General features: G+C 57.1%; 15 protein-coding genes. 4 read left to right on the top strand and 11 right to left on the bottom strand.

Translation table 11 applies throughout. The annotated features are described in order from the left end of the window. Positions 1-11 precede the first annotated feature (11 nt). From B5M42_RS05515 to B5M42_RS05505, 3 genes are all read right to left on the bottom strand, one after another. A complete protein-coding gene (locus B5M42_RS05515; protein WP_134753254.1) occupies positions 12-1,373 on the bottom strand; it encodes an extracellular solute-binding protein in 1,362 nt (453 codons plus the stop codon). 140 nt (positions 1,374-1,513) lie between these two features. Then, positions 1,514-3,121, bottom strand: a complete 1,608-nt coding sequence (locus tag B5M42_RS05510; protein WP_167689950.1) for a response regulator — start codon at positions 3,119-3,121, stop codon at positions 1,514-1,516. 4 nt (positions 3,122-3,125) lie between these two features. Next, positions 3,126-4,934, bottom strand: a complete 1,809-nt coding sequence (locus B5M42_RS05505; protein ID WP_134753258.1) for a cache domain-containing sensor histidine kinase — start codon at positions 4,932-4,934, stop codon at positions 3,126-3,128. A gap of 431 nt (positions 4,935-5,365) precedes the next feature. Between B5M42_RS05505 and sda the strand changes: the two genes are divergently transcribed. Next, positions 5,366-5,554, top strand: coding sequence for a sporulation histidine kinase inhibitor Sda (gene sda, locus B5M42_RS05500; protein WP_134753260.1), 189 nt, complete (start codon positions 5,366-5,368; stop codon positions 5,552-5,554). Between the two features lie 290 nt (positions 5,555-5,844). Here sda and B5M42_RS05495 read toward each other — a convergent pair whose 3' ends face one another. Then, positions 5,845-7,563 carry a methyl-accepting chemotaxis protein gene (locus B5M42_RS05495; protein ID WP_134753262.1) on the bottom strand — a complete coding sequence of 573 codons (1,719 nt, stop codon included), beginning with the start codon at positions 7,561-7,563 and terminating at the stop codon, positions 5,845-5,847. Between the two features lie 249 nt (positions 7,564-7,812). On the opposite strand from B5M42_RS05495, the gene B5M42_RS05490 reads away from it, so the two are divergent. Continuing rightward, positions 7,813-8,634, top strand: a complete 822-nt coding sequence (locus B5M42_RS05490; RefSeq protein ID WP_134753264.1) for a hypothetical protein — start codon at positions 7,813-7,815, stop codon at positions 8,632-8,634. 117 nt (positions 8,635-8,751) lie between these two features. Here the strand turns inward: B5M42_RS05490 and B5M42_RS05485 are convergent, their stop codons facing one another. Beyond that, positions 8,752-10,452, bottom strand: coding sequence for a DUF262 domain-containing protein (locus tag B5M42_RS05485; RefSeq protein WP_167689952.1), 1,701 nt, complete (start codon positions 10,450-10,452; stop codon positions 8,752-8,754). Positions 10,453-11,052: 600 nt separating this feature from the next. Between B5M42_RS05485 and B5M42_RS05480 the strand changes: the two genes are divergently transcribed. Further along, a complete protein-coding gene (locus B5M42_RS05480) occupies positions 11,053-12,120 on the top strand; it encodes a diacylglycerol/lipid kinase family protein (RefSeq protein ID WP_134753268.1) in 1,068 nt (355 codons plus the stop codon). A gap of 123 nt (positions 12,121-12,243) precedes the next feature. On the opposite strand, the gene B5M42_RS05475 is transcribed toward B5M42_RS05480, so the two are convergent. From B5M42_RS05475 to B5M42_RS05465, 3 genes are all read right to left on the bottom strand, one after another. Beyond that, a complete protein-coding gene (locus B5M42_RS05475; RefSeq protein ID WP_134753270.1) occupies positions 12,244-12,987 on the bottom strand; it encodes a glycerophosphodiester phosphodiesterase in 744 nt (247 codons plus the stop codon). 189 nt (positions 12,988-13,176) lie between these two features. After that, a complete protein-coding gene (locus B5M42_RS05470) occupies positions 13,177-14,901 on the bottom strand; it encodes a permease (RefSeq protein ID WP_230632700.1) in 1,725 nt (574 codons plus the stop codon). A gap of 225 nt (positions 14,902-15,126) precedes the next feature. After that, positions 15,127-16,077 (bottom strand): aldo/keto reductase family protein, encoded by a 951-nt coding sequence (locus B5M42_RS05465; RefSeq protein ID WP_134753272.1) that lies wholly within the window; start codon positions 16,075-16,077, stop codon positions 15,127-15,129. Positions 16,078-16,255: 178 nt separating this feature from the next. Here B5M42_RS05465 and B5M42_RS05460 point away from each other — a divergent pair, with 178 nt between their 5' ends. Next, complete coding sequence (locus B5M42_RS05460) at positions 16,256-17,140, top strand: helix-turn-helix transcriptional regulator (RefSeq protein WP_230632698.1); 885 nt, start codon at positions 16,256-16,258, stop codon at positions 17,138-17,140. A gap of 242 nt (positions 17,141-17,382) precedes the next feature. On the opposite strand, the gene lpdA is transcribed toward B5M42_RS05460, so the two are convergent. The 3 genes from lpdA to B5M42_RS05445 are packed head-to-tail and all read right to left on the bottom strand — an operon-like array spanning position 17,383 to position 21,151. Next, positions 17,383-18,795, bottom strand: a complete 1,413-nt coding sequence (gene lpdA, locus B5M42_RS05455) for a dihydrolipoyl dehydrogenase (RefSeq protein ID WP_134753276.1) — start codon at positions 18,793-18,795, stop codon at positions 17,383-17,385. 5 nt (positions 18,796-18,800) lie between these two features. Beyond that, positions 18,801-20,135 (bottom strand): dihydrolipoamide acetyltransferase family protein, encoded by a 1,335-nt coding sequence (locus B5M42_RS05450; protein ID WP_134753278.1) that lies wholly within the window; start codon positions 20,133-20,135, stop codon positions 18,801-18,803. 35 nt (positions 20,136-20,170) lie between these two features. Then, complete coding sequence (locus tag B5M42_RS05445) at positions 20,171-21,151, bottom strand: alpha-ketoacid dehydrogenase subunit beta (RefSeq protein ID WP_134753280.1); 981 nt, start codon at positions 21,149-21,151, stop codon at positions 20,171-20,173. Between the last annotated feature and the right edge of the window lie 5 nt (positions 21,152-21,156).

The following is a 21,156-nucleotide window of genomic DNA, read 5'->3' as shown; positions in this document are numbered from 1 at the left end:
TCGCCTCTGGATTACTTCTGACCGTCTTCTTTATTGGAAGCTTCCTGCTGCTTTTGCAACTCGGCCGTCAATTTGTCCGGTGTCGTTCTGCCACCGATCAGCTCTTGCATACCGCGCTCCAGCGATTCTCTCACCTTCGTTTGAATGCTGGCATCGAACGCCGGGAACGTGCCCTTGGCTTCGGAGGAAACCTTGATGATTTCGGCAATGATCGGCTTCACGCCGCTTGTATCCTGCAGCTTCATGGCCGGGAGCATGCCCTCTTCCATCAGCTGTCTTTTTTGCATCGTTTCATTATACATTTGCTTGATGAACTCTTTCGCCGCTGCGAGCTGCTTCTCATCCATACGCTTGGAGAAGCCGTAGCCGTTGGACCAGCCGCCGTTGATCAGGCCGTCGCCAGCGCCGCCCACTGTCGGGAAGTTGATGAAGCCTACGTCGTTAGCGACCTTGGATTTCTCAGGATCGATCAGCGGCGTGTTGGCCCAGCTGCCGTCGAACATGAACGCTGCGCCGCCGGCGCTGAATTTGTTTTGCTGCTCGGCATACGCCAGACCCAGACTGCCTTCTTGGAAATAGCCTTTTTTGATCAGCGTTTCGAATTTGGAGAAGCCGTCGACGACTGCCGGATCGGTCCATTTTTTCGTGCCGTTCAGGAAGCCCGCAACCGAATCCGCGCCAGCCGTGCGCACCCACATCGTATTCATCATCATGTTGATGACCCAAGCGTCCTTGGCCGCCATGGCAAACGGCGTGATGCCTTTGGCTTTCAGCTTCTCGGAAGCAGCCATCAGCTCATCCCACGTTTTAGGAGGATCGATCTGGTTGTCGGCCAGAATTTTTTTGTTGTAGAAAAGACCTTCCACGTAACCGGCCATTGGAATGCCGTAAATTTTGCCGTCTACCGTAAATTCCTCGAAGCTATAAAATTTATCCTTCAGACCGAGCTCTTCCAAAATCGGCGTCAAATCCATCAGCCGGTCAGCTTTCACATAATCCTTCGTATCCGTGCCGCCGAACAGGTCGAAAATTTCCGGCGGGTTGCCTGCGGCCATTTCGGCTCTCAGCTTTTCAAAGCGGTTGACCTGGTCTTCAACGCCATCCAGCGTAATCGTCAGTCCCGGTACATTCGCTTCGGTCGCCTTTACGACATCCTGCAGCATGGCCAGACGCTTCTTCTGCGTATCTTTCACTTGCGTGTGACGCAGGTTAAGCGTAACGGGTTCCGCTTTCGCAGGCGCCGGCGACGCCGTTGCCGCTGGAGCAGTAGTGCCGGCAGCACCATCTGTCGATGTGTTCGAAGTTCCGCAAGCGGACAGCATGACAGAGGATGCCAATACCACTGCAGCAGACATTACTGTTGCTTTTTTCATGTTTCCAAGACCTCCTAATGACCTTTTGTATTTGTTTACAACTTGATTATAAGGTCGGCGGCCCGGTCCCAGTAGACACACATTTCCATAAAAGGGGGATAAAATCCTCTACTTTCACTTCCCGGCCCGCTCCGCGGCGATCAGACCGGCTTGCGCTTTTCTCGAAATTCCGAAGGGATTTCACCCGTAAACTTCTGGAAGACCTTGGTAAAATAACGCCGCTCCGCATAGCCGACGGCTCTCCCGATCTCCGTCACACTTTTGTCGCTGAGCAGCAGCATCGACTGGGCCAGCTCCATCCGGTGACGCGTCAGGTATTCGACAAACGTCTCGCCGAAATGCTGCTTGAACAGCAGGCTGAAGTAGCTGCAGCTGATACCTAACGAATCGGCGATATCTTCGATCCCGAAATCGGCGGCATAGTTCGCATGAATGTACGTTTTGGCCGCTTCCATCAGCAGCTCACTGTTCTTTTTCTTGTTCGTGCCTTCCAGGCCATACTCCATCAGCCCCGTCATGACGCGCAGCAAATCGGCCAAGCTTTTGCATTGATCCAGTTGGGTCCACATCCGCTCCTCGGCCGGCCCGTCGAGACTGCTCATTTCGCGCATCTCCCGCAGCATATGGAGGATCAGAAAATGCAGCATCTGGAACGCGCGGTCAAACGACGCAACCGGCAGGCTCTCCAACAGCTCGCGCAGCCGCGTCAATGCCTCCTCCGTGCGCGGCCTGCTGCACGCCTTGAGCCCGTTGACCATTTCCTCGACGAGATGCCAGACCGTCAGGTTGGAGTCGGACGGCTCGCGCTGCTCCTTGGCAAAGCGCACCGCCTTGGGCTCGCCCGCTCCGAGCTGCACCGTGCGCTGCAGCAGCTTGTAAGCGCCGGCCAGCTCGTGCAGTCCGACGAGCCGCGGCAGGAAGCCGACACTGACGCTCAGCTTGACGTTGCGCTCGACAGCCGACTGCAGCTCGGCGGCGAGCCGGCGCAGGGGCTCCGCATCCTCCGCCTTCTCCGTCTCAGCCGCTGCGCTCCCGCGTTCAAGCAGCAGACACCACTCGCCCTCGCGGATTTGCAGCACGGCCGAGCGCGGCGAATCGGCGGCAATTTGCTCCTGCAGCACATTGCGCACCGCAAAGTTCCAAAGCTTGCGCTCCTCCTCCTTCCAGGACAGCGATTTTTGCGAATAGCCGTCGACGTCAACCAGACACACAATATAGCTCATGCCCTCCAGGTCCAGCTCGTCGGTCGGCAGCACGGTTTTCGGCAGCACGGTCGAATAATCCATCAGCACATCGAACAGCAGCTTTTCATAAGCGACGCGAAAGGCCTGATTCCACTTCTGAGCTTCGCTGCGCCGCGTCCGCTTGCGCTCGCGGATCGTTTCGGCCAGTCCGGCAATCGACTGCTCCAGCGCCTCGTAATGGATCGGCTTGAGCACATAATCGCTGACGCCAAAACGCAGCAGCGAACGGGCGTATTCAAAGTCCTGGTAGCCGGTGACCATGACAATTTCGCAATATTCGTTCCATTCGCGCAGCCGCTCGACGAACGTGATGCCGTCCATCTGCGGCATGCGGATGTCGCTAAGCACGAGATCCGGCTCGTGCACGCGGCACAGCTCCAGCGCCTCGACGCCGTTCTTGGCCGTACCGACTACATCGATGCCCAATTCGTTCCAAGGTATGACCGCTTGCAAATTGCGTACGATAATCGCTTCGTCATCCGCCAGAATCGCTTTCAGCCTCATGCCTTTAGTCCCCCTCATATTTTGGAATGATGACCTTCATCGTTGTGCCGCGCCCTTCCTCGCTGCAGATAAACAAGCCGTAAGCCCGCCCGTACTGGATGCGGATGCGGTCGGCGACATTGTTGACCCCCAGCCCGCGCCGCTCCTCAGCAGCATCGCGGATTTCGTCCAACGGCGTGTTCAGCTCGGTCTTGTAGTGGAACTTGGCCAGCCGTTCCTGGGCAATGCCCGCGCCGTTATCGGTCACGTACAAGCCGATCCGGCTGCCTTCGTCGACAGCGCGAATGGAAATAAACCCGCGGTAATCGATCGGATCAAAGCCATGCTGGATGCTGTTCTCAACCAGCGGCTGCAGCGTCAGCTTCAAGATGCGGCAATCGTATAGCTCGCGCGGAATATCGATTTCATAGCCGAACTGATCCTCAAAACGGATCGCCTGAATTTCCAGATAGCTTTTCAAATGCTCCAGCTCCTGGCGCAGCGGAATTTCCTCCTTGCCGTCGATGCCAATGCGCAGCAGATTGCCGAGCCGGTACACCATCTGACTGACCTTGCGACCCTCGTTCTGAATCGCCAGCGCATTGATCGATTCCAGTGTGTTAAACAGAAAATGCGGCTTGATCTGCGCCTGCAGCAGCATCAGCTCGGCCTTGTTTTTGCGGTCCTGCTGCATCTTCACCTCTTCCAGCAAGTCCTCGACCCGCACGACGAGGCTGTTGAAGCCGCGCGCCAGCACCGTCGTTTCGTCCGAGCCTCGCGTTTCCACGCGCGTCGACCAATCGCCGCGCTCCACCCGTTTCATGGAAGAGACCACCTGCAAAATAAACTGAATGATCCGCCGCACAAACACCAGATTGAACACAAGCGCGCAAAACAGGCAAGTAAACGTAATGCCCGCCACCCAGCTCATAATCGTCTCCAGCTCTCCGGCTACATGCTGCCAGGGCGTAATCGACACCACGCTCCAATCCTGAATGCCCATCGCATTCAGATTCAAATGATAGAGCGAGACCAAGCTTTTTTCCTTGTCGAAATCGGCCTGGAAGCTGTAATTCGGCTCATTCAGCTTGAGCTTGCCCGGCAGCAGCTCCGACACGCTCGCGCCCTCCAGCCCTTTTTTGCTGTCATAGAGCACCCGCCCTTTTTTATTGATCAACAAATAACGATTGGCATTCTGCTGCTGGGAGCCGTATGCGCTGAAAATCGGATCAAGCTCCTGAAAACGAAAGCGCAGCAGCATATAGCCGCGATTGTCCATCGTCCAGAAATCCTTAACAATTCGCGCCTGGTAGAAATCGCTGCGGTCGCCCGGAAATTCCTGATACTCGCCGGGACCGATCCACAGCGGCACCCCGTTCAGGTTAAAAATTTGCTGCGATGCCGAGCTGTCGGCCAGCGCCGTCCACGGAATGACCGAGGAGCCGGAGCGCCCGGCGCTGAACGCCTTGCCGTAATTGTTGAAAATCATCACCGACTGCACCGGCGAATAGGTCAAAATCGTGCTGCGCAGCACGGTATCGAACGCATTCAGCTCATAGGAGGACAAATCATCCTCATTCGGCCGCACCCCGTCGAGCGTACGATAAATCGATTGAATGCTGTCCTTGACCATCCAGAAATCGGAGAAATAATTCGCTTCCTTAAACATATATTGAATGTTGCGACCAATGGCCTGCAGCGTAATTTCCGTCTGGTCGCCGTATTTTTTTTCAATCAAATGCATCGATACGGTATACACGACCGTCCCTAACAAAAACAGCGGAATGATGATGAACGTCAGAAAGCCGAGAAACACCTTTTTATTCAAATTCATGGCCTGATCTCCTCCCGGACCGTTCTGCCGGCGCCGGCGCGCTCTGGGGGCCAGCTTTATCTTCTATTATATAGACGAGCAAACGCCGTATCCTAGGGATACCATTCGCTTGATTAGGGATAAAATCCTCTACTCCTTTGCAAAATCAAATCCGGGCCCGGGAAATGCGCCATCCAGCCGCCCAGCGGCCCAGCGGCCAAACCGGCCAAACCCAAACGTCGATTTGCGCGCTTCACGCAGCCGCTAACGGCGCTTGTCTCACTCTCTTGCGCCCCAATCTTTGACTTTTGCATGGAAATACACCCCTTCCCGGACCATTTTTGCCATTTTTTGCGTTCGAACGCAAAAGAATATGTGCTGAAATTAACTAAAAATGCTAGTAAACTTAATGTATGGATGATCCAATACTATCAAAGAAAGAGTGAGCCCCTATGACGACCGCCACGAGTGCCCTGCACGCTCTTCCCAGCGAGCATCTGATCGAATGCCTGCGACTGGCGATGGGCATGAACCTGGACCCAGAATTTATTATGCAGCTGCGAGACGAGATCAACCGCCGGCAAATTAGCGGCACGCTGCAATTCAGCCTGATGACCGACGAAGCGGTATCCTCGCGCTAGCAAGCGCTTGGCGAACTGCCAGTCCACTCCTGCTTTTTTTTTCGGCTTACACGTGGCGCTACTGTCATTGTTTGCGTTTACACAACACGGTATGCCTGAACGAATCATTCAACTCCATTTCTGCCAATTGGCACTCATTCATCCTCGCAAGTTTTCTTGCGGGGTCTTGTTGTTGTCTCAGACAAAACAAACGCGCGCTCCGGACGTTACCGGCAGCGCGCGTGCTTCGCGTGTTCATTATCTGCGTTTGTTTTCCCCATCCAGATCGGCCGACTCGCTTTAGCTGCAAGCTACACCTTGAAGCGGCTGACCAGTTGCTTCAATTCTCCTGCCATTTCGCGCAGCGATGCCGCCGACGCGCTGACCTCGCCCATATCGGCCAGCTGCGCCTCCGAGCGGGCGGCAACGCCCTGGAAATGCTGAGCGGCTTGCCGGGAAATTTTCTCCATCTCATCGACGGAAGCGGCGACTTCCTCAGAGCCCGCGGAAATTTCCTGCGAAGCCGACGAAACCTCCTGCACCTGCTGGTTCATCCGCTCCAGTCCCTGCATGATCGAGCCGAAAGCCGTTCCCGCCTCCTTGACGATGCCCAAACCGGCCTGAACCTCGCCCGCGTTCACATCCATGCTCGCCGACAGCTCGGCCGTCTGCACGAGAATCGCTTCAATCAGCTCGGAAATGCGCTGCGACGATACCTGCGACTGATTCGCCAGCTTGCGCACCTCGTCGGCAACGACAGCAAAGCCCCGTCCGTTCTCGCCGGCGCGCGCCGCTTCAATCGCTGCATTCAGCGCCAGCAGGTTCGTCTGCGACGCGATGCCCGCCATCAGCAGCGTAATTTCACCGATTTCTCCGGACCGGCCCTCCAGATGCTTGGTCGCTGCCGCCATCTGGGAGGATGACGCATAAATCGCCTCCATGCGGCTGACCGCCGTCAAAATCGATTCGTTGCCGCGCTGCGCCTCGTCGGTCGTCTCCTGAGACACCTCCGCTACGACCGAGGCGTATTCGGCGATCCGCTGCATGCCCAGCGTCATCTCCTCCATCGCCCGCGTCGTATCGGCAGCGCGCATCACCTGCGTATCCGCGCCCCTCGACGCTTCGCGAATGCTTGCAGCAATCGCATGGCTCGCCTCGGTCGTATGGTGCGCATGCTCGGTGACGCCCGCCGAAGCACCCGACAGTCGGTCGGAGCCGCTGCGAATCGCTTTGATGAATACGGCCGTATCCGCGATCAGCTGCTCGAATGCCGCAGCCAACGCCCCGATCTCATCCTTGCGCGCCATGCCGACGCGCACTGTCATATCGCCGGCTCGCACCTTGGCCACTTGAGCCGTCAGCTTGCGCAGCGGCTGGACCAGGAAGCGTGCCAGCACAAACACCAGCAGCACGCTGACCACAAATATCAGCAGCGCCACCCAAAGCATCGTCGTGCGGTTCGATTCCATGAGCGCATATACCGCCGTTGAATCGAGATCGCCGCCGACTACGCCGATCAGCTTGCCGCCTTTGTCCAGCACCGGAACATAAGCCGTCACCGTCGCGCCGTATTCGTCCTTCGTCAGCTCGCCGATCTGCGCCTGACCGCTTGCAAACGCCTTGATCATCCCCGGATAAGCGTTCTCTTCCGGCTCGCCCAGCGGTGAAAAATCATCCGGGCTGAAATCCTGCGGCGCGCCGTCGACGACATAATAATAGACGTCCTTGCCATCCTTGCTCGTTTTGGCCAGGGTGTAAAGAAACTTCATCCCGTTCGTCTCGCGCATAACGTTCAACTGCTCGCGCAGCTTGGCATAATACGGCGTTTCCCCCGATTCCGCGTTCAGCTTGGCGAACTCCTCCGGATCGATCAATTTGGCGGCCCGTTCAGCAACCGCCTTCGCCTGCAGCCCGAGTGAATTTTCGACCAGTCCCGTCGAAGCGCGATAAATCGTCAAGCCGAGCACCGCTCCGGCAATCAGAATCAAGCCCGAAAAAAACAAAACCATGCGCGTTAAAATGCTGTTCAAGCGTAATGAACCTCCCTGATTCGTACCATCTCGTTTTACCCATTATTCTACAGGATTAACGAGGTTTTTCCTATTGTTTTTTTCGCTGCCGGCCGAAAGCGGACCGCCGCGCTTTCAGCTTATTTTCAGCTAACTCTCAACGAACGCTCAGCCTGGTTTAAGGTGCAATTCAGGTTCGGGGTCTATACTTGGTTTTGTAAGGAAGCGGTACACCACTTTAAATAGAGAGAGGCGAAGGAGATTATGAAAATGCTGAGCAAAAAAGTGATGACAGGTACGATCGCGGCAGCCGTGCTGTTGGGCGGAGGACTTTACGGAGCAGCGCATAACCGGGCATTTGCCGACGACACCGCAACAAGCACACCGGCTGTACATAGCAAGGACGGAGCAAGCGACGGCAAGGGCTTCAAGGAGCGCGGCGGACGCGGCGGCGACCGGATGGGCGGTATGAAACGCGGAGCAGGCCCGCTGGAATCGGCGGCCACCCTGCTTGGCGTCGAGCAGAAGGATTTGATGAGCGAGCTGGCCGCAGGCAAAACACTGGCGCAAATCGCATCCGACAAACAGGGCTGGGATGAAGCCACGCTGCTGCAAAAGCTGACCGAAGCCGAGCAGGCCAAGCTCGACGAAGCCGTGACGGCTGGCAAGCTGACGCAGGAGCAAGCCGACAAGCAAAAAGCCGATATGGCCGACAGACTGAAAAGCTTTGTTGAAAATACCCGGCCGGCTGACGGCAAGAGCGGACCGGGCTTTGGCGGCGAACGCGGCCACGGCGGACCGGGCGGCTTCGGCGGCATGGGCGGCAAAGGCGGCGAATTCTCCGCGCTGCCCGACATTCTCGGCATGACGCAGGAGGAGCTGCAAGCGGAGCTTGAAGCCGGCAAATCCCCCGCCGACATCGCGGCCGAGAAGGGCATCAGCGAGGATCAGCTGATCAGCAAGCTGAAGGACAGCATGACCGACCGGCTGAAAAGCTTCGTCGAGCAAAAAGGGCATGCCCGTCCGTCGCGGGGCGACGCTCCAGCGGCATCGCCGCAGCCTGCGGCCAGCAGCGCACCGACCGGCGCGTAACCAGCAGCCGTGAAATATGAAAAAACGACCTTTGTCCAGCATTTCGTTGGACACAAGGTCGTTTTTTCATGCAGCGGGCCTGGCTGCAGCGCGGGTGCGAATCGCTTTTTTGAAGCGCTAGACCCACAATCCTGAAAGGAACTTGGACAAAGCGGAATGCCGCTCCGCCAGATGAACGGTATTCCACGTCTGGTATTTGGAAATGTCCTTGGTAATGGCAAAATCGGTCATGCCCTTGGACAAATAGGTTTTGAGCTTATGTTCAAACGAACGGTTGTTGGCGGACGAATTTTTCATGCGGCTCAGCAAAACCAAATTACCAAGTCGATGCGTCCATACTCTGCGGTCGTCGTCATTGAAATCGGCCGTCCAGGCCGCCGAAGGATTTTGAGGTAAGATATGTTCTACCGAAATAATGCCAGTATAGGATTTCATAATATTCTCATTTTCACTCAGCGCCATGTCCAGGCGAAGCAACACATATTTACAATATTTTTTCTTATAAAAATGGATCGATTCAAGCGCACCTTTGATATCGCCCGCATATTTTCGTGTGTCAAACAAATGATGGGAAAGAATCGCCTTAACATCGTTTTCCGTTTCGATAAGCTGCAAAATCCGATTCATTTCGACAATTCTTGCCGTCGGCGTTATTTCAAGCAGCCAGTTAGTGACAACCAGCTTTTCCAGCTTGACGAGAAAGGCATAGATATCGCCCTCGGCAGTAAATTTCTTCGCAAAGCTGATGTACACTGGCATCCAGTCAGAATTGGAAATGAAATCGCGCATCAACGACATGAGATTGTGCAGCTTGACGTTCTTAGTCGAAATATGGGCGTTCACCAGATGCTCCCTGTAAATTTCTGCGATATCCTCGACCATGCGAATAAAAGCTTTGCCTCTCAATGTAGGGTTGTTTCTAAAAATAATATCCTCATATTCGTCGATGATGGACTTTTTGGCTTTGTCTTTTACCAGAATCGTGCGGATATGACCGAGCAGTTCGTCGAATTGATCACGACCTAACTCCTCTTCGACCGCTTCCCAGATTTTCTGGAAACGCTCTCTTTCATTGTCGGTAATAGCTCCCAGATTCGAGCTTTTCAGCAGGTCGGACGTGGTCAGCGGCATGCCGCGATCATTGAGAATAGAGAACAGCCTGTAAGCGGAAGTAAAGCTTCCGGTTTTGACGTACACAAGCACGCAATTATTAAAAATAAATTTGATCATTTTGTCTACAAATTCATGCTGCAAGCTGTCTTTTACCACAAACTTTTGTTTGAACAGCAGTACGGCTTCGACAATATGAGCCTGCGATTCACTCAAGCTTTTTACATCCAGCGAACGGACCTGCTGTGTCCCGTCAGGCGTCAATATATAAGTTTTAAAAAAGTCGCGATCCTTTTCTCTGACTAAAAGCCGGACCTTCTCAGGTATATTTTCATATTCGTTAGCCATTTGATAAATTTTATCCTGCAAAAACTTTTTGGCCATGTCGATCTGCACCAGATCCCGCAACACCGCCAGTAAAATCGTCAGCGTGGTCAACCGCTGTTGTCCGTCAACGACATCATACAAGCCCCCGCCATCAGCCTTTTCGTCCCGTACCTGCAAAATAATGCTACCCAGAAAATAATTCTCGTCGCTTTTATGGATTTCCGCGTATTCCATTGCTTCTTTAATATCCTCAAACAATTGATCGAAATTATCTTTTTCCCAAGAAAACGGACGCTGGTATCCCGGAATTTGAAAAAGAAACTTTGCCGAGAGCAGGTCCTTGAGAAGTATTTCTTTAGCTTCAATTTTTCCATCAATCACAGATCGGAGCCTCCCATGCACGCAGTAGTTTATTTCCAAAGTATACTAAAGAAGGAGTAGAGAAAGTCAAGCAAATAATAGGTTTTGAAGACAACGTGGCCATTTGCCCATACAAAAAGGGCGACCCGCAGTCCTTGACGACTTGGCGAGTTGCCCTGTTAGTTGTATTGATATCCATGTCTTACTGGTTTCGCTTACGGTTCAATCAAAACAATGAAAGCCCTACCTCTCTTTCATCCTTGCGGCTCCGAAGACCGCGCCAGTGGGAATTGCTGAGCCTGACGGCCGGCGGTTGGTGCTGCCGGCAGCACGCAGTGCGCGCCTCATAGGGTCGGGGGATTCGTCACATCGGAAAAAAGAAAACAAGAAGGGGAGCTTGCCACTTGCAACTTACGCGTTCCGTAGGAGATCAATCTGAGGCTTGGCACATCGGTGCTATGAATTTCATTTCAATCAATAAATATAAATATATCACACATTAGATGAATATGTCAACAAAAAATTTTCAAGCTAATCTTATAAAAAAAGCTTAACAAGCTGACGCAATTCCGCTATGCTGGTAGCACATTCAGCAAGTGCAACAGCAAGGGAGGAAGCGGCATGCTTGGCATTGTTATCAACCCGCGCGCCGGTAACGGGCGCGGCGAACGAATCTGGGCGCAGGTGCGCGCCGAATTGGACCGCCGCGGCGTTCCATATGAAGCGGCGTGTACGGAAGCCGCCGGTGAAGGCGCGTGTCTGGCCGCAGCGCTGGCTGCCAGGCCCGGCATCGGCACGCTGCTCGTGATCGGCGGCGACGGCACGATTCACGAGGCGGCCGCCGGCCTGTGGCATCTGCGCGCCGCAGCGGTGCGGCACGCTGGCGGCGCGCAGCGCGCGGACGCCGTGCGCGACGCCGACGTCGAAGGCGACGGCAGCCGCGATACCGCAGGCGGCGCTGGCGAAGCAGCAGCGCTGCGGCACGCCGGCGAAGCGGCGACCGCGGGGGCCACGGCGGCAACCGGCTGCGCGCTGGCCGCGATTCCGGCCGGCACGGGCAACGACTTCGCCAAGGCGTTCGGCTTGCCGGCCGATCCGCTGCTAGCGCTGGAGCTCGCGCTGACAGTCGGCAAGCCCCGTCCGCTGGACGTGCTGCTTGCCGGTGGCGGCGGTCTCGCCGTAAACAGCTTTGGCGCCGGCTTTGACGGGCTGGTCGCCAAGCTGACCAACGAAGCCGGCTACAAAAAGCTGCTCAACCGCTTCAAGCTCGGCTCGTTGGCTTATCTGATCACTGTGCTGCGCGTTTTCGCCGGCTATCAGCCGTGCGACGCCGAGCTGGTGATCGACGGCGAGCGTCACGAGCTGCGCGATATGTGGCTGGTCGCTGCAGCCAACATCCCGTTCTACGGCGGCTCGATGCAAATATGCCCCGGCGCTTCGCCACACGACGGCCAAGTTGACGTCGTGGTCATTTGCAGCCGTACCCGCCTGCGGCTGCTGCCGATTCTGGCCGCGGTTTATAAGGGTCGGCATGTCGGGCATCCCGCCGTCCGGTTCTTCCGCGGCCGGCACGCGGCGCTGACGACTGCCAAGCCGCTGTACGTGCACGCCGACGGCGAACAATACGGCGCAACGCCGCTGCGGCTGGAGGTCGTGCCGGCGGCGCTGACCGTCATCGGCGCGCCGTAAGCCGCCTGCCGCACCGCGCTCGACTCCGCAGCGCGGTGCCGGCCGTCCAGCGGCTGTCCAAACCGTGCCGCAGCGCACGCACGTCAGCCATCAGCTCCCGCCGGACGGATGCGCCAATCCGATCTAGCCGTCGAGCAGCGCCGCCAGCCGCGCGGGAAAATCGGTGATGATGCCCGTCACGCCGCAGGCGATCATGTCGCGCAGCGCCTCGATGCGATTGACCGTATACGGATAGACGCATAGGCCCGCGGCAACAGCAGCAGCGACATCGTCGCGGCCGATCAGCCGGTAATCCGGATGCAGCGAATGCACGGCAACGCCAAGCAACGCCGCATAGCCGGCATGGTCGGCCAGGTTGGCGGCATACAGCAGGCCGATGCGGGCCGTGGGCTCCCGCCGCTTCAGCTCGCGCATGCATTTGTGATCAAAGGATGAGAACACTACATCGCGCAGCCGCCCCTGCCGGTTCACCCGTTCCAGCAGCGGATCGATGATTGCTCCAGCGCTCCCCTCAGCGTCTTTGACCTCGATATTCAGCAGCACGCCCGGCGGCGTCAGCTCCAGCACCTCGGCCAACACCGGCACCCGTTCGCCGCGAAACGACTCATGGAACCAGGCGCCCGCGTCGCAGCGGCGAATCTCCTCCAGCCTTAACTCGCCGATCCGGCCCGAGCCGTCTGTCGTCCGGTCCAGTGTAGCGTCGTGACAGACGACAATCTCCCCGTCATTCGACAAATGAACGTCCAGCTCCAGCCCGTCCGCTCCCTGCGCCAGCGCCAGGCGGAACGAAGCCAGCGTATTTTCCGGCGCTTCACCCGCTGCCCCGCGGTGACCGATCACCAGCGGTCGCTTGATGGTGCTGCTCATGATTCATTCCTCCTCCAGTCCTTTCCTATCATTATACAAAATCCTTCTGCCGGCGTCCCGCGCAGATCAGCGGCCTTGTCCCGTTCCCTGCGGCGTCTAGGCGGTCATGACGATCCCCCTGCCAAAAAACGCAAAAAAGACCGGACCGCCCCCACGGACGTTCCGATCTTCTTAAAGCCTGCTTCGCGCTTATCCCTGCGCCGGAGCCGTCTTGAAGGCGCTCCAGGACGAAGGGTGCAGCTTGATCTCATACACCGCACTGCCATCCTCCAGCGTGTGCAGCTTGCGCAGCTGCCTGCGGCCGGCAATTTGCGTCAGCTCGCGGCCTGCAGGCACGCGCACCTGCCAGGCGGCCAACGTCGTGCGGAACGATTCCAGCACAAACGTCTCGTTATCATAGGTAAAAAAGCCGACATCGGCGCCACCCTGCAGCTCATACGGCAGCAGCTTGCCCGTCATCACCGCGCGCAGCTTGTTGACCACCAGCTCGGGCAGCTTGCGCAAATCGTCGTAGTTATCGGGAACGGTCAACGTAAAGATTTTGCCCTTGCTATAGTTGTCATACATCAGCACGGGAATGTTGTTCTGCCCTTCCAGCGCCACAACCGACTGCCAAGTGCCGTTGGTCGCGTAATCAAGCACCGGCAAGCTGATCGCTTCGCCTTGGGCAAAGCGGTCGAACGTGCAGATCGCCGTATCGACGGCAAAATGGCTGACCGCCAGCTTGCGGCCGGTAGCCCGCAGCGTCGTGAAATCCGCTATGCCGCGCCCCTGCATGCGCTCCACAAACCCCGACGTCATGACGATTTGACCGCCCGCGCGCAAGTATGCCTTCATTTTATCGATAATCGCTTCATCGCGCGTTGCGTTTGCCGTAATCAGCAGCGGCCCCGGCGAAGCAGCTTGCGGGAAATGCGGCGTCAATTCCAGCGGCACGCCCAGCATGCCCAGATAATCGTACAGATGGTCTTCGCCTTTGGCATGATGCGGCTCATACACCAGCGCTCCCACCGGAGTCCCAAGCCCTCCGGCCAAAGCATCCAGCTTGTCCAGCTGGAAACCGAGCGGCGGCACGTAGACATGATCCTTGAGCAGCGAATAGCAGAACAGCGTCAGCTCCTTCGCTTTGCCGAACACGGTCAAATACGCCTGCTCCAGATAGTAGTCGATGTACGTGCAATCCAGATTGTCGAACCAGCCTCCGCCGTTGGCGCCAGGCTTCAGGTTATCCATCCAGCGCAGCAGCGAATACGAAGCGTAGCGCGGAATGTGCTGCTGGCTCGTCGCCGGATCGCGCGTTTCCGTTCCCGTATAAATCCCGTCGAACAGCAGCGGCTGCGTTTGCGTATTATAGCCCGTCGCCTGATACGCCTCGTTCCAGTTCGGAAACTTGATAATCATCCGCGAGTCGGGATTGATCACGCGCGCCGGCTTGATGATCAGATTCTCCGACACGTCGGTCATCAGCTCCAGCCGGAACTCCTCCCACGACCGATCACCCTTGCGCGCCAGACAGTCGTCGCAGCCGCAATTCGTAAAGAAGAAGTCGTCGAAAATCACTTCGTCGAACACCGCTGCCGCGTTCTCCACCGCTTCGCGGAATTTGGCGCGCGACGCCTCCTCCGTATAGCAAATTCCGCCGAAAAGCCGCTCATAGCCGGGCCGGTACGCGGCCCCCAGCGTTGGCGTAATGCCCCCGGCCGTGCGAATGCCGCGCGCTTCGAAAAAGCTTTTCAGCTCCTGCAGCCGCTCGCGCGACAAGCTGACGTCGCCGCGATGATTTTCGATATATACTTTCGAGAGCTTCATATGTTTTTCAAAAAAATCAAGCTCCTGCGCGATTTGCTCCAGGCTGTTGTTCAAGCACGATGCGGTACAATAAATCGCCAGTTGAAAATGTTCGTATGCTGCCATGATCGATCGGCTCCTCGTGTCGGTTAGGGTAGGATCAAGCGGATGTTGCAAGTTGGGTGCGCGCGCATGTCGCAGTGCCAGCGGCTCCCGGAGCGCTGTAGTTGCCGGACGGCGGCTTCGAGCCTCGTGCGGACAACGCCGATGCGGAGACCGCAACGTCTTACGAACAACAAGCGGCACCGGGAACCGTACAAGGGATGGACAATGTGATCGTGCGGCTTGAGCTTAGTCCTGCAAAATCTTTTCGATTTCGGCGACGACGTCGGCGGAAAGCACGATGCCCGAAGCTTTGACGTTTTCTTCGAGCTGCTCGATTTTCGTTGCGCCAACCAGCGCGCTGGCAATGTTCGGCAGGCGCAGCACCCAAGCGAGCGCCAGACTGGACAAGGAAATGCCCAAATCGCCGGCAATGCCGATCAGCTTTTCGACCTTATCGAGATACCCGTCGGTCAAGTAGTTGTGAATCCACATGTTCGCTTTGTTGTCGGCGGCGCGGCTATCGGCGGGAATCGCCGAGCCCTTGCGGTATTTGCCGGTCAGCACGCCTTGCGCCAGCGGCGAGAACACGACCTGCGAAATGCCGTTCTTTTCGCTCACCGGAATAATTTCCGCTTCGATATTGCGCAGGAACATGCTGTATTGCGGCTGGTTAACGACAATCCGGTCCAGCAGATAACGATCGGCTACCTGCAAGCCCTCCTGAATTTGCGCTGCGGTCCATTCGCTGACGCCGACATACAGCACCTTGCCCTGCCGCACCATATCCTCAATCGTGCGCAGCGTTTCGTCGACCGGCGTCTCCGGGTCGTAGCGGTGGCAGTAAAAAATATCGACATAATCAACCTGCAGCCGCTTCAGGCTGGCATGCAGCTGCTCGAACACATGCTTGCGCGACAAGCCGCGGTCGTTCGGGCCTTCGCCCATCGGCCAGAACGCTTTGGTTGCCAGCACATAGGAATCGCGACTGTATGCGGTCAGCGCTTTGCCGAGCAAAATTTCCGCTTCGCCGCGCTCATACACATTGGCTGTATCAAAAAAATTGATGCCGAGCTCAAACGCCCGTTTCGTCATGCGGGCAACCGTCTCTTCGGCGACGGAATTGCCATAGGTCAGCCAGCTGCCAAGGCTGATTTCACTTACTTTTAATCCGGTTCTGCCAAGCTTGCGATATTGCATGTGTAAGTCCTCCTCGCGTCGTAAACGCGTGTTAAATTTGTCCTCGTTATTTCACATTATAGATGCTATACTGGGTAGCATGTATCATATTTTCAACCAAAACTATCAAAAATGCAACCTCGGCCTGCATGTCCAGCCGACTTATTCCAATTTCCGCATCTCAGGGAGGAGCTTCACCATGACACCGATTATTGAATTCAGCTCGCCTCCGCTGCCTTATTACATTCTGAGCGGCTTTAGTATTGCCGCAACCGGCCGCAAGCATCCCAACCGTTACCAGCTCGGCGAATTCGATCTGCTCGTCGTTGACAGCGGCTGCATGTACATCGGTGAGGAAGATCGCCACTATGAGCTGACGGAGGGGCATGCGCTGGTGCTGCGCCCCGATCTTCACCACTACCCGACCGAGGGCTGCCGCGTGCCGACCGGCTCCTATTGGTTGCATTTCCAAACGACCGGCTCGTGGAAAATGGCCCACGAAGAGGAACCGCCCCCGGCGGGACGCGGGCCTGCCAACGGGGAGCTGAGCTGCAATTTCAGCAAGCAGCATTTTACGATGCGCATTCCGCAATTCACCAAGCTGCTTCAGCCGTCCAAAATGTACGAAACGCTGCAGCAGCTCAACTCGCTGGAGCAGCATTCCCATCAAGGATGGGCGCGCTGGAAGCAGCAGGTGCTGTTCCAGGACGTGCTGGAGCAGCTGCACACGTCGCTGGAGGCGCAAACGACACGCCCCGGCACAGCCGTCGCCGATCAGGCGGCCTCGTTCCTGCGCCAGCATTACCGCGACGCGATTACCGCGGCCAGCCTCGGCGAAGCGCTGAATTTTCACCCCGTCTACATTGCCCGCTGCATGCAAAAAGAATTCGGCTGCTCGCCGATGGAATACTTGCTGCAATACCGCGTCCAGCAAGCCAAAATGCTGCTGCTGCAAACCGATCTGCCCGTCGCCTATGTCGCCGAAGAGGTCGGCTTTAACCAAGCGGCGTATTTTACTTCCTGTTTTTCCAAATATGAGGGGATCACGCCGCGGACGTACCGGCAGCGATTTTCGCAGAAATAGACGGAGCACCGGACTTTCCCGCTGCCCGCGCGACTTCCGGAGCGCTGTGCCGAACCTTGCGGCGGCAGTTAGACCGGCCGCTGCGCGGAAAGCTTCCGGCTTCTGCTTTTGCCCCGCCCAGCCCGCGCTGTTGCCGTATCCGCAACAAAGATTCGCACACAAACAAAACCCGCAAGGCGGCGACAGCCACCGCTTGCGGGTTTCTTCATGCCTTGCGGGCGTACACCCGCTGGCGATATGAATTACTTGAGCTGATGAATCGGATGACCGAGCGCGCCTTCTGCGGCGTCCATGACCATTTCCGTCAGCGTCGGATGCGCATGAATCGTCAGCGCGATGTCTTCCAGCGTTGCGCCCATTTCCACGGCCAGCGTCAGCTCGCCGATCAGGTTGGACGCTTCCGGTCCGACGACTTGACCGCCAAGCAAAAGGCCCGTGTCCTTGTCGCCAACCAGCTTGACAAAGCCTTGCGACGCATTCAGCGAATTGGCGCGGCCGTTCGCAGCATACGGGAATTTACCGATGGCTACGTTGATGCCTTTGGCTTTCGCTTCCGTTTCGTTCAAGCCGACGCTGGCAATTTCCGGATCGGAGAACACAACCGCCGGAATCGCTTTGTAATCGATCACGCTCGGCTGTCCGGCAATCGCTTCGGCGGCGACCTTGGCTTCATAGGAAGCCTTGTGCGCCAAAGCCGGTCCGGCAACGATATCGCCAATCGCATAAATATGCGGGATGCTTGTGCGGCATTGCTCGTCGATTTCGACCAGACCGCGGTCGGTCAGCTTGAGGTTGATCAGATCCAGACCCAGCTCGCCGTCCGTATTCGGGCGGCGGCCGACGGTCACGAGCACATAATCGGCCGTAACCTGCTTCTCTTCGCCTTTGACCGTGAAGGTCACCGTCACGTCATTGTCGGTTTTCGTGCAGCTTTGGGCCAGCGCTTCGGTATGCACCTCGACGCCGACTTTATCCAGGTTGCGGGCAACCAGCTTGGACATTTCTTTTTCGAATCCTGGCAATACCGTATCCGAGCCTTCCAGCACCGTTACTTTCGTGCCGAATTTGGCATACGTCTGACCCAGCTCGATACCGATGTAGCCGCCGCCGATCACGATCATGCTTTTCGGAATTTCCGGCAGACTAAGCGCTTCGGTCGACGAAATAATCCGGCCGCCAAACGGGAATGCCTTGAGCTCGATCGGACGGGAGCCGGTTGCGATAATGCAGTGTTGAAAGCGATAGCGCGGCGCTTCCTGTTCGTTGAATACGCGGGCTTCATGCTCGTTGATGAACATGACCTCGCCTTGGAACATCTGAATTTTATTGCCTTTGAGCAGCGTGCTTACGCCGCCGGTTTGCTTTTTGACGATGCCGTTTTTCCATTCCTGCACTTTGGCAAAATCGACCTTTACGTTGTCGGCCGTAATGCCCATGCTCTCCGAATGGAGCGCATGCTCGTATTGATGCGCTGCGGAAATCAGCGCTTTGGAAGGGATACAGCCGCGGTTCAAGCAGACGCCGCCCCACTCCGATTTATCTACGATCAGCACGCTTTTGCCCAGCTGTGCGGCGCGAATTGCCGCCACGTAACCGCCGGGACCGGCGCCGATGACCAGCACGTCAATATCTAAAGATGCGTCACCTACGACCATGTCTATTACACCTCCAACACAAGCAGCTCAGGATCGGCAAGCAACTGCTTGATGTAGTTCAAGAAGTTTTGCGCGGTCGCTCCGTCCACGATTCGGTGGTCAAAGCTGAGCGAAAGCGCCATAACGGATGCCGGCACGATCTGACCGTTTTTGACGACCGGCTTTTCGGTGATCCGGCCTGCGCCGAGAATGGCGACTTCCGGGAAGTTGATGACCGGCGTGAAGAACATGCCGCCGACGGAGCCGATGTTCGTAATCGAAATCGTGCCGCCCTTCATTTCATTCGGAGCAAGCTTGCCGTCGCGGCCGCGCACGGCCAGATCTTTAATCGCCGCAGCGATGCTCCAGACGTTTTTGCGGTCGGCGTCGTGGATGACCGGCACGAGCAAGCCGTTGTCAGTATCGGTCGCAATCCCGATGTTATAGTACTTTTTGTAGACGATTTCCTGCTTCTCTTCGTCGATTGTCGCGTTCATCACCGGGAATTGACGGCAAGCCGCCACGAGCGCTTTGACGATGAACGGCAGATACGTCAGCTTGACGCCTTTTTTCTCGGCGAGCGGCTTCGTCCGCTCGCGCAGCGCCACAAGCGCCGATACGTCGATTTCGTCCATCAGCGTGACGTGCGGAGCCGTGTACACCGATTTGACCATCGCATTGGCAATCGCCTTGCGGATGCCCTTGAACGGCACGCGCTCCTCGGGGCGCTCGCCGCCGCTTACCACCGGCGCCGCAGCTGCCGGCGCGCTTGGCGCAGCAGCCGCTTCCGGCGCTGCTGCCGCGGCTTCGGCCGGCGCTTGCGCGCTGCCGCCGGCCGTAAAGCCAAGCACGTCCTCCCGCGTCACGCGGCCGTGCTTGCCTGTTGGCGTGACCTCTGCGAGAGGCACGCCCTGCTCGCGCGCGAGCTTGCGGACGCTAGGCGTCGCAAGCACTTCGCGCGCGGCTTGCGCCGCGCTGCCGCTTGGCGCGGCGGGTGCCGCAGCCGCCGCAGGCGCTGCTGCGGATGGAGCGGCCGCTGCTGCAGGCGCGGCCGGAGCTACGGCCGGCGCGGCTTCCGCCGGCGCGCCGTGGCCGTGATCCGCCGTCGACGGCAATTCGCCGGCGACTTCAATCGTGGCCACCAATTGGCCCACGGTGCAAATATCGCCGTCCTTCACCTTGACGTCGACGATCTTGCCCTCGACCGGGCAAGGCACCTCGACCACCGCTTTATCGTTTTGCACTTCCATCAAAATCGTCTCGTCATTGACGCTGTCGCCCGGTTTAATGAGCATTTTGACAATCTCGCCTTCGTGAATGCCTTCGCCCAGCTCGGGGAATTTATATTCAAACAATGCCACGAACGTGTACCTCCTTCATCCGAACGTTTCTCTATTTAAAATTCCAGAACCTGATTAATGCCTTCGATCACGCGGGCCGGATTCGGCAGCCAAGCGTCTTCGATTTGCGCAAACGGATAAATCGTGTCCGGCGGCGCTACGCGTAACACGGGCGCTTCCAGATGCAAAATCGCCTTCTCGTTGATTTGCGCAATGACCTCGGCGGCGACGCCGGATGTTTTTTGCGCTTCCTGCACGATGATGGCGCGGTTCGTTTTTTTGATCGAAGCGACAATCGTATCGATATCGAGCGGCAGCAGTGTGCGCAGGTCGATGACCTCAACCTTGACGCCCTTCGTTTTTTCGATTTCCTCAGCGGCCTTGAGCGACGTGTGCACCATCGCGCCGTAGGTGATGATCGTAACGTCCGAGCCTTCGCGAACGACGTTCGCCTTGCCCAGCTCAACGGTGTATTCGCCTTCCGGCACTTCGGCGCGGAACGAGCGGTACAGGTTCAAATGCTCCATGAAAAATACCGGATCGTTGTCGCGAATCGCCGAAATGAGCAGCCCTTTGGCGTCATACGGGTTGGAAGGCACGACAACCTTGATGCCCGGCGTTTGCACGAGCAGCCCTTCCAGCGGGTCGGTGTGCAGCTCGGCTGCTTTCACACCCCCGCCAAACGGCGTGCGGAACACGATGGGCGCATTGTAGCGGCCGCCGGAGCGGTAACGCATCCGCGCAGCTTGTACGCAGATTTGGTCCAGCGCTTCATAGATAAAACCAACGAACTGGATTTCCGCAATCGGGCGGAAGCCCTGAATCCCCATGCCGACGGCCAAGCCGCCGATCGCCGATTCGGCCAGCGGCGTATCGAATACGCGCTCCTCGCCGAATTCCTTTTGCAAGCCTTCTGTGGCGCGGAATACGCCGCCGACGTGGCCTACGTCTTCACCGAACAGCACTACGTTCGGATCTCTTTCCAATTCCACGCGCATTGCGTCTTTTATCGCTTGAATCATTGTCATTTGTGCCATGACGG

Source organism: Paenibacillus athensensis (genome assembly GCF_004514475.2).
Taxonomy (GTDB): Bacteria; Bacillota; Bacilli; order Paenibacillales; family NBRC-103111; genus Paenibacillus_AL; species Paenibacillus_AL athensensis.
This window is presented reverse-complemented; position numbering and strand designations above follow the sequence as displayed.